At 72.0% G+C, this 14,540-nt stretch carries 9 protein-coding genes; 3 read left to right on the top strand and 6 right to left on the bottom strand.

The genetic code is table 11. The features are described from left to right. Positions 1-76 precede the first annotated feature (76 nt). The 5 genes from ACWDLG_RS35675 to ACWDLG_RS35655 form a co-directional block, all read right to left on the bottom strand. Positions 77-1,495 carry an oxygenase MpaB family protein gene (locus ACWDLG_RS35675; RefSeq protein WP_449928602.1) on the bottom strand — a complete coding sequence of 473 codons (1,419 nt, stop codon included), beginning with the start codon at positions 1,493-1,495 and terminating at the stop codon, positions 77-79. After that, a complete protein-coding gene (uppS, locus tag ACWDLG_RS35670; RefSeq protein WP_449928600.1) occupies positions 1,492-2,217 on the bottom strand; it encodes a polyprenyl diphosphate synthase in 726 nt (241 codons plus the stop codon). The genes ACWDLG_RS35675 and uppS overlap by 4 nt, the downstream gene beginning before the upstream one ends. Before the next feature lie 269 nt (positions 2,218-2,486). Beyond that, positions 2,487-3,335 carry a M55 family metallopeptidase gene (locus ACWDLG_RS35665; RefSeq protein WP_449928598.1) on the bottom strand — a complete coding sequence of 283 codons (849 nt, stop codon included), beginning with the start codon at positions 3,333-3,335 and terminating at the stop codon, positions 2,487-2,489. 2 nt (positions 3,336-3,337) lie between these two features. Further along, positions 3,338-4,771: an MFS transporter gene (locus ACWDLG_RS35660; RefSeq protein ID WP_449928596.1), complete on the bottom strand. Its 1,434-nt coding sequence runs from the start codon at positions 4,769-4,771 to the stop codon at positions 3,338-3,340. Between the two features lie 63 nt (positions 4,772-4,834). Then, entirely contained in the window at positions 4,835-5,446 is a 612-nt protein-coding gene (locus tag ACWDLG_RS35655; protein WP_449928594.1) for a TetR/AcrR family transcriptional regulator, read from the bottom strand. Between the two features lie 68 nt (positions 5,447-5,514). On the opposite strand from ACWDLG_RS35655, the gene ACWDLG_RS35650 reads away from it, so the two are divergent. Continuing rightward, entirely contained in the window at positions 5,515-6,834 is a 1,320-nt protein-coding gene (locus ACWDLG_RS35650) for a M14 family zinc carboxypeptidase (RefSeq protein WP_449928592.1), read from the top strand. A gap of 94 nt (positions 6,835-6,928) precedes the next feature. Here the strand turns inward: ACWDLG_RS35650 and ACWDLG_RS35645 are convergent, their stop codons facing one another. Then, positions 6,929-7,675, bottom strand: a complete 747-nt coding sequence (locus ACWDLG_RS35645) for an NADPH-dependent F420 reductase (protein WP_449928590.1) — start codon at positions 7,673-7,675, stop codon at positions 6,929-6,931. Positions 7,676-7,864: 189 nt separating this feature from the next. Between ACWDLG_RS35645 and ACWDLG_RS35640 the strand changes: the two genes are divergently transcribed. Beyond that, positions 7,865-8,692 (top strand): helix-turn-helix domain-containing protein, encoded by an 828-nt coding sequence (locus ACWDLG_RS35640; protein ID WP_449928588.1) that lies wholly within the window; start codon positions 7,865-7,867, stop codon positions 8,690-8,692. Positions 8,693-9,029: 337 nt separating this feature from the next. Next, positions 9,030-14,489, top strand: coding sequence for an ATP-binding protein (locus tag ACWDLG_RS35635; RefSeq protein ID WP_449928586.1), 5,460 nt, complete (start codon positions 9,030-9,032; stop codon positions 14,487-14,489). Positions 14,490-14,540: the final 51 nt, after the last annotated feature.

Below are 14,540 nucleotides of genomic sequence, written 5' to 3'. Positions count from 1 at the left end.
GGTCCACCGGCGCCGGGCTGTTCGCGCAGGTCGGGCGGTATGTCAACCACCTGTCGTTCCGGCCGACCCCGTACGGTCACCCCTGGGAAAGGAGCGAGGCGTAGGCGTTCGAGTGCTGTTGCCCGGACATGAAGGAGACGAAGTGCCTGACGAAGGCGCTGCGTGAGTAGCTGCCGCCGCTGTCGGTCAGGTCGCGGTGGAAGGCCGTACGGAACAGGTTGCGGTATTCCTCGGCGTCGATCTTCTCGTCGTCGTCGACGTCGGTGGCGTCGAACAGCACGTCGGCGATCCTGATGAGCCCGGAGCCGGGCAGGCAGGCGGCCGCGGCGGCGTATTCGCGGCGGGTGACGCGTCCGTCGCCGTCGCTGTCGAGAGCGGTCTGCAGCTCGCGCCACCAGGCGGCGTACGCCTGGAACAGCCGCTCCTCCTCCTGCTCGCCCAGGTCGAGCCGCGTGGCGATCTCTCTGGCCATGGCGGCCAGATCGGGCCAGCGCAGGTAGCCGTCGCCGGTCTGGTCGAGGACCTCGGCGAAGAACCGGTCGGCCGATCGGACCACCTGGTCGTCCTCGTCGGAGGCGGGGGTGAGGAGACGTGCCAGGGCCGCGGCCTTGCCGGCCTGGCGGCGTACGGCCTCCCATGGGCCGGCGCCCTCGTGGGAGGGGTCCAGCAGACCCATGAAGAACTCCACCCGCGTCCAGCTTTCCGGCAGGTAGCGCGTGGCGAGTGCGGCGCTCAGATACGCGGCCTGCATGAGCGTCCTGGCTCCCGGCAGATCGGGCAGGGCGACGCGCCGGCTGAAGGCTTCGGGGAGCGAGGCGATGGTGATCGCGGTGACCACCGGGCTTGCCACGGCCCGGCCCGCGGTCCACACCGCGGGATGGCCGCGCAGCACCGGAGGTGCGGGCACGTTGGCGAAGAGCCGGTAGAGGATGACGCCCACCGCCTCGTTGTTCTCCAGGCGGTGGGCGATGACGTCGTCGTAGTAGGACCAGAACTCCGGCAGCGTCGCGGGGAGATGGTCGCTGGTGCCGTCGATCAGGGCCAGGAACGTGCGGTGTTCGTCGTAGAGCCGTCGCATCGTCTCGGCGTCGAGCGCCTCGCCACTCAGCCGGCACATCGTCACCGTCGACTCGAACAGGGTCGCCACCACCCAGGCGCGCGCCTCGGGGTCGGTCGCGTCGTAGGGGCGGCCCTGCGCGTCGGTGCCGGACATGCGGGCGTGGAGGCGGTTGAGCCGGGCCGCTTCGCGGTCGCGTACGCGCGGGTCGGGGTCGAGGATGCGCCGCGAGCTCATCGTGGTGTTGCGCAGGCGTCGCCACGGGTGCGTCAGGAACGTGGAGTTCTCCATCAGGGCCGCGCCGATCGGCGGGTAGGCGGCTTCCAGCAGGGTGGCCCTGGTCACCGCGAGACCCCAGCGCGCCTCATTGACCAGGCGACGCAGGATGGAGTCGGGCCCGAAGACGTCGACGTTATCCTCCGGGGTGGTCTGGCTCATCGAGGGTCCTCTCCTGTCACGATGGTGGGCTGGCGTACGTCGCCGAACCGGCGCTGGCGCCGGAAGTAGGCGCCAAGGCATTCCCAGAAGTGGGTCGCGCGGAAGTCGGGCCAGAGCACCTGGGGGAAGACCCACTCGGCGTAGGCCACCTGCCAGAGCATGAAGTTGGAGATGCGCTGCTCGCCGGAGGTGCGGATGACCAGGTCGACGTCGGGGGTGTCGGAGTACGGCAGGTGCTCGGCGAAGCTGGCCTCGGTGACCTGGTCGGCCGGCGTCGCGGAACGGATCAGCGACCGCGCGGCCTCCACGATGTCGCGGCGCCCGCCGTGGTCGAAGGCGACGGTCAGCGTCATGCGCTTGTTGTCGCGGGTGAGCGTCATCAGGTCGGTGATGTCCTGGACCAGCGGTGCCGGGATGCGCGGATCGCTCATGCCGAGGAATCTGCAGCGGACACCCCGCGCGTGCAGCACCGGCGCGTGTTTGCGAATGGCCCGTCGGACGAGCCGCATGAGGATGTCGACCTCGCCGGACGGCCGCCGCCAGTTCTCCGTGGAGAAGGCGTACAGGCTCAGCCAGGTGACCCCGGAGGAGCGCGCCGCCTCGATGACGTCCATCACCGCGGCCTCGGCGGCCTCGTGGCCCGCGGTGCGCGGCAGCGACCGCTGCGCGGCCCAACGGCCGTTCCCGTCCATCACACAGGCCACGTGACGCGGCACGGCCATGACCACCTCCATAGCTGGATGTGACTATAGCATTACTCATCGTGTCGGCCAGTGCGGTGACCAACCGGCTTGAGTGATCAGGCCGCTCGGGCGGACGGTCGGCCCCGACGTCGTTGTTCGTCACCGCGGATACGGGCGCGTTCCCGACGCCGGGCGGCCAGCACGTCGGGGTGGCGGGCGGTGTCCGGCGTGCCGGTGACAGGGGGCGAGCAGGTCACCCCCTGTCACTCCGCGCGGCTCATCCCGCCGGCGGCGGACCGGCGGCCGGGCTAGCGGCGGCCGTACAGGGCCATCCGGCTGATCATGGCGTCGGCGGCGAGGTGGTAGCAGACCGTCACGCAGCCCAGCACCTCCGTGGGCGTGCCGAAGGTGGCGGCCAGCGTCTTGTCGGCGACCCGGCGCACGCCCGGGACCAGCGCCCCCAGCTCGGCCGCGGGCGCGCTGGGCATGTCGATCTCGAGCTCGAGCACCTCCGGCAGCTGGAGCGGCGCCAGTTCCCCGGCCCCCCGTACGGCCTCCGCCGCCGCCTCCCGGATCTGCCGCCTGGCCTCGGCGGGTGAGAGGCTGTCCGCGGCGGTGTGCCCGTGCGCGACCTTGACGGCGACCGTACGCACGCCGGGGAACGCCTTCTCCGCGACGCCGCAGATGACGTCGTCACCGGTGAGCAATCCCACCGGGACGCCGACCGCGGCCGCCTGCAGCGCGTTGACCTCCGCCTCGGAGACGGGCCTGCCGTTGAGGCGTACCCCGAGGAAGTGCGAGGAGAAGGTGTGCGCGAGCACGCCGGGCGAACCGGCGGCGGCGTGGTAGCCGAGGAACATCGCCACGTCGTGCTCGGCCGAGATGCCCTCGGCCATGCAGTCCAGCTTGGGCGAGCCGAAGATCAGCCGGGCCCGCGGGTCGAGTTCGTCGTGCAGGAGGTTGTCCATGGTGCCGTGGCTGTCGTTGACCAGGACGCTCTCGGCCCCGGCCGCGAACGCCCCCTCGATGGCGGCGTTGGCCTCGGCGGTCATGAGCCGTTGCGACCGGGGGTAGCCGTGACCGCCGCGGACCACCTGGTCCATGGTGGCGATGCCCGTCACGCCCTCCATGTCGATGGAGATGTAAACCTTTGCCATCGTCACAGGCTTTCACTCGGGTGTACGGCGGGCTTTGTCGTCGGGGCCGAAGCTTCGCCCCCGCCTTCGGCCTGCCGTCCAACGGCGGGGATCACCAGGGCGGCGCCGACGGCAAGCAGGGCGAGCACCGCCGACAGCAGGAAGGTCTCGACGAAGCTGCTCTCGGTGGGCACTCCCGCCACCGTGCCGGCCGCCAGCACCATGCCGCCGAGCATCGCTCCGAAGGTGCCGCCGATGCTCTTGACGAAGAAGACCACGCCGCTGACGCCGGCCGCGCGGTCGGCGGGCACGTCGGCGGCCACGGCGTTGAGCCCGGCGGTGAGGCCGATGGACAGGCCCAGTCCCGTGATCGTCACCCCGGCCACGATCTGCCACGGGGAGGAGTGCCAGAAGGCCAGCACGGCGGTGCCGGCCGAGACGAGCGCGCTGCCGAGCACCAGCACGGTGCGCCGCCCGAGCAGCCTGGTCATCGGCCCGACCAGCGGCGCGATCAGGGTGCCCGCGACGCCCAGCGGGACCATGTAGATCCCGATCCACAGCGTGTCGGCGCCCAGGCCGTACCCGGTCTCGACGGGCAGCGACAGCATCATCGGCAGGGCGACCACGAGCCCGAAGGAGGCGAAGCCGAACACGAACCCCATCGCGGTCACTCCGGCGGGAGAGCGCCCGGCCAGCAGCCGCAGGTCCACGAGCGGGTCTCGGGTGCGCAGCTCGACGACCGCCCACAGGCCCAGCGTCAGCGCCGCGGCCGCGAACAGGGCAAGGGTGGCGGGAGCCGTCCAGCCCCAGCTGGAGGCGGCGGTCAGGCCCAGCATCAGCACGGCGAGCCCGCCGGCGAGCAGCAGCCCGCCGGCCCAGTCGACCCGCCCGGAGGCCGCGCGGGACGTCGCGGGCACCACGCGCCAGGCCCAGAGCCCGGCCACCAGCGCACCGGCCAGAGTCAGGAAGAACAGCGACCGGTAGCCGAGCGCCGCGGTGATCGGCCCCGCGAGGATGAGACCGAGCGTTCCGGCCAGGGCGGACACGCCGATGACCAGGCCGTTGCCGGTGGCGCCCCGCTCGGGCTCGAGGGTGTCGCGGAACAGCCCCACGGTCAGGGGCAGCACGCCCAGCCAGACGCCCTCCACCGCCATGCCCACGATCAGCACGGTGACGTTGGGCGCCAGGCCGGCGATGAGCACTCCGGCACTGCTGATCGCCATCACCACGAGCAGCAGCAGGCGTTTGTCGTACATGTCGGCCAGGCGGCCGACGATCGGGGTGCTGATCGCCGAACTGATCAGCGAGCCGGTGAAGATCCACGCGAGCGCGCCGGGCGGGGCCGACAGGTCTTGCTGGATGAGCGGGAGCGCGGGCGAGAGCATGATCTCCAACAGCTGGAGAACGCCGATGAACAACACCGGCGCACCGATGACGCCGAAGCCGGATCTGCGCATGGTCGTGCCTTTCGGGTGGGGTGATGTGTGGCCGCGTGTTCCCCCCGAACCCTCGGCCGTGGTTCAGGCCGGGCCGAGCACCTCATGCGTGATCAGCGCCTGCGCGGTGGCGACGAAGAACTCCTCGGAGCCGTCGTGGGTGCCGAGCACGGCGGCCAGCCCGAGCCCGGACAGCAGAGCCTTGAGCGCGCGGGCCAGGCGCACCGCCTGCTCGGCCGTGACGGGCGCCCCGCCGTACGCACTGCCGGTGAACAGCGCGGCGAGCCCGGCCTCGATCGACCTGGTCGAGGCGTTGAGCTTGCCGAGCAGTGCCGGATCGTTGAGTACGAGGTCGAGCACCCGCGTCTCGAACAGGAGCTTGCCGGTGGCCTCGGGGTCGGCCGACATGCGCAGGAACCCGCGGGCGACCTCGGCCACGATCTCCTCCAGCGGCATGCCGGGCGCGGCGGCCTCGACCGAACGCAGGTCGAGCGGCCCGGTGTAGTCGTCGACCATGGCGACCATCAGGTCGTTCTTGCCGCCGAACAGTGAGTAGACCGCGCCGGTGGTCAGGCCGGCCAGCTCGGCGATGTCCTCGAGCTTCGCCTTGGAGCCCTCCCGGCCGACGATCTCGCGCGCCGCCTCGAGCAGCGCGCGCTTGTTGGCCGCTTTACTTTCCGCTCTGGTCAGCCGCATGACATCTCCTGCATGCCGTAAAGATAATCTGGTTTACTAGAATAATCCAGTTTATCAGGAGGTCGGAGATGGACGTCGCCCACCACATGAGCCGAGTGCCCGACTACACCGCGTTCCCCACCGTGGACCAGATGCATGCCGAGCTCGACGAGCTGGCCGCCGCCCACCCCGATCTGGTACGGCTGCGCCGCATCGGCACCTCGCGGCTGGGTGAGCCGCTGCGCGCGGCCACCATCGGCTCCGGCCCTCACGACGCCGTGATCATCGGCGGGCCCCACCCCAACGAGCCCATCGGCGCGCTCACCGTCAGCAGCCTGCTGCGCCAGCTCGTCGAGGACGCCTCGCTGCGCGAGGACTTCGGCTACCGCTGGCACCTCGTCCCGTGCGCCGACCCCGACGGCGCCCGGCTCAACGAGGGCTGGTACTCGCGGCCGAGCGACCGCCGCGCCTACGCCGAGCACTTCTACCGCCCCGCCGAAGCCGACCAGGTCGAATGGACCTTCCCGCTGGCCGGCGAGGACTACTTCTTCGACCGCACCCTGCCTGAGACCGAGGCGCTGATGCGGCTGATGGACGAGGTCAAGCCCGCCTTCGTCTACTCCCTGCACAACGGCGAACTCCAGGGCGCGTTCTACTACCTCAGCAAGGACGACCCCGCGCTCGCCGCCCGCCTGACCGCGATCGCGACCGCCCAGGGCCTGCCGCTGCACATGGGCCCGCCCGAGGTGCCGAGCGCCGTCCCGATCGGCCCGGCCGCCTACATGACCCCGAGAGGCGCCCACATCGCGGCGGCCTACGGCATCGGCGGCGGAAGCGTCGACTACGCCGACCGCTTCGACGCCCTGCACCTGGTGACCGAACTGCCCTACTGGGCCGACCCCCGCGTCGCCGACCAGACCCCCACCGAGCAGACCTACAGCGAGGCGATCCAGGCCAACCTGGCCGGGCAGCGCGCCCTGATCGCCGAGCTGGCGCGGTCCCATTCCGCCGTCAGGGCCGACCTGAGGGTGCGCTCGCCCTTCCGCGACGCCCTCGAGGACTTCGTCGCCGCCCACGACGACTTCATCGGCGAATGGGAGACCTTCCCCGGCACCGACCGGCCCGCCACGGTGGCCGAGGTGGTGGGCAACCGGCAGCTCGTGCACAGCATGCGGCTGAGGTACGCCGGGACCTGTCTGCGCATGCTCGACGCCGAGCTCGGCGCGGGCAACGCCACGCCCGCCATCCGGGCCGAGCGAGCCCGTCTCGGTGCGCGCTTCGACGAATGGTTCACCGAGGCCGAGGCCGAGGCGGTGGCCACCCCGATCCCGATCCGCACGCTGGTCGCCGTCCAGCTCGGTGCGGCCCTGCTCGCGGCGGAGTCCGCGAAGCGGACGGCTGTCTGCTGAGTTCGCCCGTGCGGGGTGGCGCGGCCGGAGGGTGAAGGGCGCGCCGGGGAGATCACCCCACCCCGGCTCCGCGCCGCCTCGATGGGGTGCGGAGTCAGTCGACGCTCGGCAGCCTGGCCTCGCCCGCCGCTTGGCGAACCGCGGTCTCGGCCAGGTTGCCGACCTGTGACGCCGGAACGACGACGCCGGGAGTCTGGAGAGTCCAGCGGAGGAAGTCCTCGACGTTCATGGCGGGCACCTCGCCGAGATAGGGCTGGATGTACACCGGCGTGTTCGGTTCACTGCGCCAGCTGGCGGCAAGCGTTCCGATGTCCACCGCGTCATAGCCGAGGACGTCCAGCAGCCGGGCGGCCTCTTCCTTGGCCTCCGCGTCGTCACCGGCGATGGGCAGGGCGCTGCGGTCCGGCGCGCCCGCGGGCCGGGCGAGGGTGACCAGCTGGTGCGGGGTGATGTTGTTGAACGCCTTGACCACCTGGGAGCCCGCGAGGTGGCGCTGCATCAGGGCGCTGGAGGTCAGGTCGCCCGCGTCAAGTTCGGCCAGGTGGCCGTCCCGCTCGGGGTAGTAGTTCGCCGTGTCCAGCACCGTCTTGCCGGCCAGGGCTTCGGCGGGGAGCTGTTCGTAGGCCTGCAACGGGATGGCCGCCACCACCAGGTCGGCGGCGCGCGCGGCTTCTGCCGGTGTGGCCGCCCGGGCGTGCTCGCCCAGCTCGGCGACAAGATCAGCGAGTGTCTCGGGCCCTCGCGAATTGCTGAGGACGACCTCAAGGCCGGCCGCGACGGCCAGGCGGGCAACAGAAGAACCGATCATTCCGCTGCCGATGAGTCCGAGTGTTCGGGACACGGCTCCGCTCCGTTCGTTCGGTGGATGTCGATAGAGGAGCCGCCGGCGAGCGAGCGCGGCGAGGCCGGTCCGCTCGCGTGTGGCGGGCTCGCCTGACAGCCTGGAGCCGGCGTGACCACCCGACCAGGCCCGTGTCCTGCGTACTCACGGCGTGATCACCCACCGCACGCTCACACGTAGGGTTGTCGCGTGGACGACCGGACCGAGCTGAGCGAGTTCCTCAAATCACGCCGTGCCCGTCTGCGTCCGGCGGACGTCGGGCTGCACGACTACGGCGGAGCGCGCCGGGTCGCGGGCCTGCGGCGTGAGGAGCTGGCCCGGCTCGCGGGTGTGAGCATCGCCCACTACACGCGTCTGGAGCAGGGCAAGGGCGACAGCGTCTCGGACGAGGTCGTGGACGCCGTCGGTGCGGCGCTGCGCCTGGACACCGACGAGCTGGCTTACCTGCACCGGATCGCGCGGCGTCCCCTGGCGTGTACGGCCACCGAGTCGCCGGTTCTGCCCGCGGGGTTGCGCTACCTGCTGGAGTCGTTCGTGATGACGCCGGCGCTGGTGGTCGGCAGGCACACCCAGATCGTCGGCTGGAACGAGCTCGCCGTGGCGGTGTTCGGGGACTTCCCCGCGCTGCCTGAGGACCGCCGCACGCTCTCGCACCTGCTGTTCACCGAACCCTCCGGGCGCGAGCTGCACCGCGCCGGTTGGGAGCGGGCGGCGCGCGACCAGGTGGCGCATCTTCGCGTGCTGCTCGGGCGCTATCGCGGGGACTCCGGGCTCACGGCGCACATCGACCACATGCTGGGGCTGAGCCCGGAATTCGCGCGGATGTGGGCCGAGCACCCGGTCGCGCAGGTCCGGTCCCGGACGTACGTGCTGCACCACCCGGTCGTGGGCGAACTGACCCTGCACGGCGAGCTCATCGCGCTGCCCGACGAGCCGTCGTGCTGCGGGCTGGACCTGTTCGCCGCCGAGCCGGGCTCGGCGTCGGAGCAGGCACTGCGGAAGCTCGGGAGCCGGTGACCGGGTAGCCAGTAGGGCCGGTGGAGCCGGTGGGCCGGTGGGCCGGTGGGCCGGCGTGCCGCGGTCAGGTGACTCGTCCACCCCGGCTCAGCCCGGCGGTCGCGACCGCGAGGCGTGACGGCGCCTTGACGGACGGGAGTCGCCCACTCCCCTCGCACATGCCCTGGTCGGGCCGGAGCGGCCGACGGTTTTGGTGGCTTTCCCACAACTCGGGCCGGGTAGCGTGCGCTGTCTGCGACATAGCGCGGCCGGCCCGGTAGACGGAAGGGTGAACAATGCCGGGGGGCGCCGTGTGTCGCGGCGCGCACATCGTTGGTCTACAGGAGGGCTCGGTCGGGTGTTCAGTCGTGTCGCCATCGTCAACCGTGGTGAGGCCGCCATGCGGCTCATCCACGCCGTACGGGACATCGCCGCGGAGACCGGGACTCGGATCGAGACCGTCGCCCTGCACACCGACGTCGACCGCACCGCCACGTTCGTGCGCGAGGCCGACATCGCCTACGACCTCGGACCCGCGTCCGCGCGCCCGTATCTCGACCTGAAGGTGCTGGAGCGGGCGCTGGTGGAGACCGGGGCCGACGCAGCGTGGGTCGGCTGGGGCTTCGTCGCGGAGGACCCGGCGTTCGCGGAGCTGTGCGACGAGATCGGGGTCACGTTCGTCGGGCCGAGCGCGGAGGCGATGCGCAAGCTCGGCGACAAGATCGGCGCGAAGCTGATCGCCGAGGAGGTCGGCGTGCCGGTCGCGCCGTGGAGCCGGGGGCCGGTCGAGACCCTGGACGCCGCCTTGGCGGCGGCGGCCGAGATCGGCTATCCGCTGATGCTGAAGGCGACCGCGGGGGGCGGCGGGCGCGGCATCCGCGTGATCACGAGCGACGCCGAGCTCGCCGACGCCTACGAGCGCACCAGCCAGGAGGCCGCGCGGGCGTTCGGCAGCGGCATCGTGTTCCTTGAGCGGCTGGTCACCGGCGCCCGGCACGTCGAGGTCCAGGTGATCGCCGACGGCCAGGGAACCGCGTGGGCGCTCGGCGTGCGCGACTGCTCGGTGCAGCGGCGCAACCAGAAGGTCATCGAGGAGTCGGCGTCGCCGGTGCTCAGCCCCGCGCAGGCGGCCGAGCTCAAGAGGTCGGCCGAACGACTGGCCGTCGCGGTCGGCTACAGCGGCGCGGCGACCGTCGAGTTCCTCTACCACCCCGGTGACAAGCTCTTCGCCTTCCTCGAGGTCAACACCCGCCTGCAGGTCGAGCACCCGATCACCGAGTGCACCACGGGCTTCGACCTGGTCAAGGCGCAGCTGCGGGTGGCCTCAGGCGGCAGGCTCGAAGGCGACCCGCCGGTGGAACGCGGCCACGCCATCGAGGCCCGGCTGAACGCCGAAGACCCCGACCGCGACTTCGCGCCCTCTCCGGGCCGCATCGCACGGATGGACCTGCCCGCCGGGCCCGGTATCCGCGTGGACACCGGCGTCAGCGAGGGCGACACCATCCCCGCCGACTTCGACTCGATGATCGCGAAGATCATCGCCTACGGCCGCGATCGCGACGAGGCGCTCGGCCGGCTGCGCCGGGCGATGGCGCAGACCTCGGTGATCATCGAGGGTGGCGCGACGAACAAGAGCTTCGTGCTCGACCTGCTCGACCAGCCCGAGGTGATCGACGCCAGCGCGGACACCGGCTGGATCGACCGTGTCCGCGGCGAGGGCAGGCTCGTCTCGCACCGCCACTCCGGCGTCGCGCTGGCGGCCGCCGCCATCGAGGCGTACGAGGAGGAGGAACGCGTCGAGCGGCAGCGGCTGCTGTCCACGGCGTTCGGCGGACGCCCGCAGGTGCAGCACGAGAGCGGCCGGCCGCTGGACCTCAAGCTGCGTGGCGTCGGATACCGCGTGCGGGTCGCGCGGGTCGGCGCGCATCGCTTCCGCGTCGGCGTCCACGCGGGTGACGACGTCCGTACCGCCGACGTCGAGCTCGACCGCTTCGACCGGCACACCGGGCAGATCGTCGTCAACGGCGCCCGGTACCGCCTGCTCACCGGCACGCACGGGCCGATCCATGTGATCGAGGTGGACGGCGTGACGCACCGGGTCAGCCGCGACGAGGGCGGCGTCGTCCGCTCGCCCGCGCCCGCGCTGGTCGTGGCCACGCCGCTGGAGGTCGGCGCCGAGGTCGAGGCGGGCGAGCCGGTGATGGTGCTCGAGAGCATGAAGATGGAGACGGTGCTGCGGGCGCCGTTCAAGGCGCGGCTGAAGGAATGCGTCGTGTCCGTGGGCGGCAAGGTGGAGACGGGGGCACCGCTGCTGCGGCTGGAGCCGCTCGCCGACACCGCGGTCGAGCACTCCTCGGCCGCCGCGTCCGTCGAGCTGGACCTGCCCGCGGCGCCGGCGGAGGTCCCGGTGCGGGAGCGCACCACGCGTGGTCAGGAGGACCTGCGCAGCCTGCTGCTGGGCTTCGACGTCGACCCGCACGACGAAAGCCGGGTGCTCGACGACTACCTCGCCGCGCGGCGGGCCGCCGGCGAGGACGGCCACCGGCCGCTGACCGAGGAGCTCGAGCTGATCGAGGTGTTCGCCGACCTCGCCGAGCTGAGCCGTAACCGGCCGGCGAGCGAGGACGGCGGCGGCGACGGCCACGTGCGCAGCGCCCGCGAGTACTTCCACACCTACCTGCAGAGCCTCGACGTCGAGCGGGCCGGGCTGCCGCAGGCGTTCCAGGACAAGCTCGCCAAGGCGCTCGGGCACTACGGTGTCACCGGGCTGGAGCCGTCCCCCGAGCTCGAAGCCGCGGTGTTCCGGATCTTCCTCGCCCTGCAACGCGCGTCCGCCGACGCCACGGCCGTCGCGACGTTGCTGCGCGCCTGGCTGCGGGAGGCGCCGCCGGACGAGACGCTGCGCGAGCCCGCCGGCCTCGCGCTGGAACGGCTGGTGGCCGCGACGCAGGTCCGCTTCCCCGTGGTCGCCGACCTCGCGCGCGGCGTGGTGTTCGCCTGGTTCGGCCAGCCGCTGCTGCGCCGCAACCGCGCCCGCGTCTACGCCAGTGTCCGCAAGCACCTGCGCCACCTGGACGCGCACCCGGACGCCCCGGACCGCGCCGAGCGCATCGCCGAGATGGTGCGCAGCACCGAGCCGCTGGTGCGGCTGCTCGGCCAGCGGCTCATCCGCGCCGACCTGGACAACACGATCATGCTGGAGGTGCTGACCCGGCGCTACTACGGCAACAAGGCTCTCACCGGTGTCCGCACCAGCGCGGGCGCGGGCTGCACGTTCGTGGTCGCCGAGCGCGCGGGCTCATGTGTGGCATCCGCCGCGGTGAGCTTCGAAGCGCTGGGCAGCGCGCTGCGCGGGCTCGCCGAGCTCGCGAGCGGCGAGGACGCCATCGACGCCGACATCTATCTCGCGTGGGAGGAGCAGCCCGAGGACTCCGACGCGATGGCGGCCGCGCTGCACGAGGTGATCAGCGCGCACCCGATGCCGAGCCAGGTCCGCAGGCTCACCGCCACCGTCGCGGGCAGCCGCGGCGCGGTGATGCACCACCACTTCACCTTCCGCCCGTCGGTCACCGGCATGACCGAGGAGCGGCTGATCCGCGGTCTGCATCCGTACATCGCGCAGCGGATGCAGATGGAGCGGCTGGGCAAGTTCGACCTCACCCGGCTGCCGTCGTCTGACGAGGAGGTCTACCTCTTCCAGTGCGTGGCGCGGGAGAACCGTTCTGACGAGCGCCTCGTCGCGTTCGCACAGGTGCGTGACCTGACCGAGCTGCGCGAGCACGACGGCAGGCTGGTCGCGCTGCCGACGGCCGAGGACACCATCGCCGCCTGCGTCGACTCCATCCGCCGCGCCCAGTCGCGGCGGCCGTCGAACAAGCGCCTCAACACCAACCGGATCGTGATCTACGTCTGGCCGCCCAGCAACATCACCCGCGCGGAGCTGGAGATGATCGCCCGGCGCGTCCTGCCGACGACCGTGGGCGCAGGGCTGGAGGAGACCCTGTTCATCGGACGGCAGCGCGACCAGGAGACCGGCGAGCTGACCAAGATCGCCGTGCGCATCTCCCTCGACGCAACCGGCGGCACCGAGCTGACCATCAGCGAGCCGTCGGACGAGCCCATCGAGCCGCTCGACGACTACCGGCAGAAGGTCCTGCGCGCGAGCAGCCGCAACACGGTCTACCCGTACGAGCTGACCGGCCTGCTCGGCGACTTCGTCGAACACGACCTCGACGACGACCACGCGCTGGTGCCGGTCGACCGGCCGAAGGGGCGCAACAGCGCGGCGATCGTGGCCGGCGTGGTCTCCACGCCGACCGCGCGGCACCCCGAGGGCCTCACCAGGGTCGTGCTGCTCGGCGACCCGACGAAGTCGCTCGGCGCGCTGTCGGAGCCGGAGTGCCGCCGCGTGATCGCCGCGCTGGACCTGGCCGAGCGGATGCGGGTGCCGCTGGAGTGGTACGCGCTGTCGTCCGGCGCGCGCATCTCCATGGCGTCGGGCACCGAGAACATGGACTGGGTGGCCGCGGCGCTCAAGCGGATCGTCGAGTTCACCCAGGACGGCGGCGAGATCAACATCGTGGTCGCGGGCATCAACGTCGGCGCGCAGCCGTACTGGAACGCCGAGGCGACGATGCTCATGCACACCAAGGGCATCCTGGTGATGACGCCGGACTCGGCGATGGTGCTCACCGGCAAGCAGTCGCTCGACTTCTCCGGTGGCGTCTCGGCCGAGGACAACTTCGGCATCGGCGGCTACGACCGGGTGATGGGCCCGAACGGGCAGGCGCAGTACTGGGCGCCGAACCTGACCGCCGCGCGCGACGTGCTGATGTCGCACTACGACCACACCTACGTCGCGCCTGGCGAGCAGGCGCCGCGGCGGGCGACGACGACCGACCCCGTCGACCGCGACGTCTCCGACTTCCCGCACGCTGTGGCGGGCAGTGACTTCACCTCGGTCGGTCAGATCTTCTCCGCCGAGGCCAACCCGGACCGCAAGAAGCCGTTCGACATCCGAACCGTGATGCGGGCGCTGTCCGACCAGGACCACCCGGTGCTCGAACGCTGGGCGGGCATGGCCGACGCGGAGACCGCGGTGGTGCAGGACGTCCATCTCGGCGGCATGCCGGTGTGCCTGCTCGGCATCGAGTCGCGGGCGATACCGCGGCGCGGCTTCCCTCCCACCGACGGCCCGGACACCTACACCGCGGGCACCCTGTTCCCGCGGTCGTCGAAGAAGGCCGCGCGGGCGATCAACGCGGCCAGCGGCAACCGGCCGCTGGTGGTGCTGGCGAACCTGTCGGGCTTCGACGGCTCGCCGGAGTCGATGCGGAAGCTGCAACTGGAGTACGGCGCCGAGATCGGCCGCGCGATCGTGAACTTCCGCGGGCCCATCGTGTTCTGCGTGATCTCGCGGTACCACGGCGGCGCGTTCGTGGTCTTCTCGAAGGCGCTGAACCCGAACATGACCGTGCTCGCGCTGGAAGGCTCGTTCGCCTCGGTGCTCGGCGGCGCCCCCGCCGCCGCAGTGGTGTTCTCCGGCGAGGTCGACGCCCGCACCGCGGCCGACCCGCGCGTGCGGGACCTGGAGGCCCGCGTCGCGGCCGCCGCCGGCGCCGACCGGGCCGCGTTGACCGCGGAGCTGGACGAGCTCCGCTCGTCGGTCCGCGCGGAGAAGCTCGGCGAGGTGGCCGCGGAGTTCGACCGCGTGCACAACATCCAGCGGGCGGTCGAGGTGGGTTCCGTCGACGCCGTCATCCGCGCCGCGGAACTGCGGCCGCGGATCATCGAGGCCATCGAGGCCCGCCTGCGCTGACCTCACCCCGGCGCTACGTGAAGGTGCCCTGCCAGCGGTGTCGACCGCCCG

It is taken from the genome of Nonomuraea sp. NPDC003727 (assembly GCF_053586935.1).
Note: the sequence above shows the minus strand (reverse complement) of the source record. Positions and strands in the feature narration are given on the sequence as shown.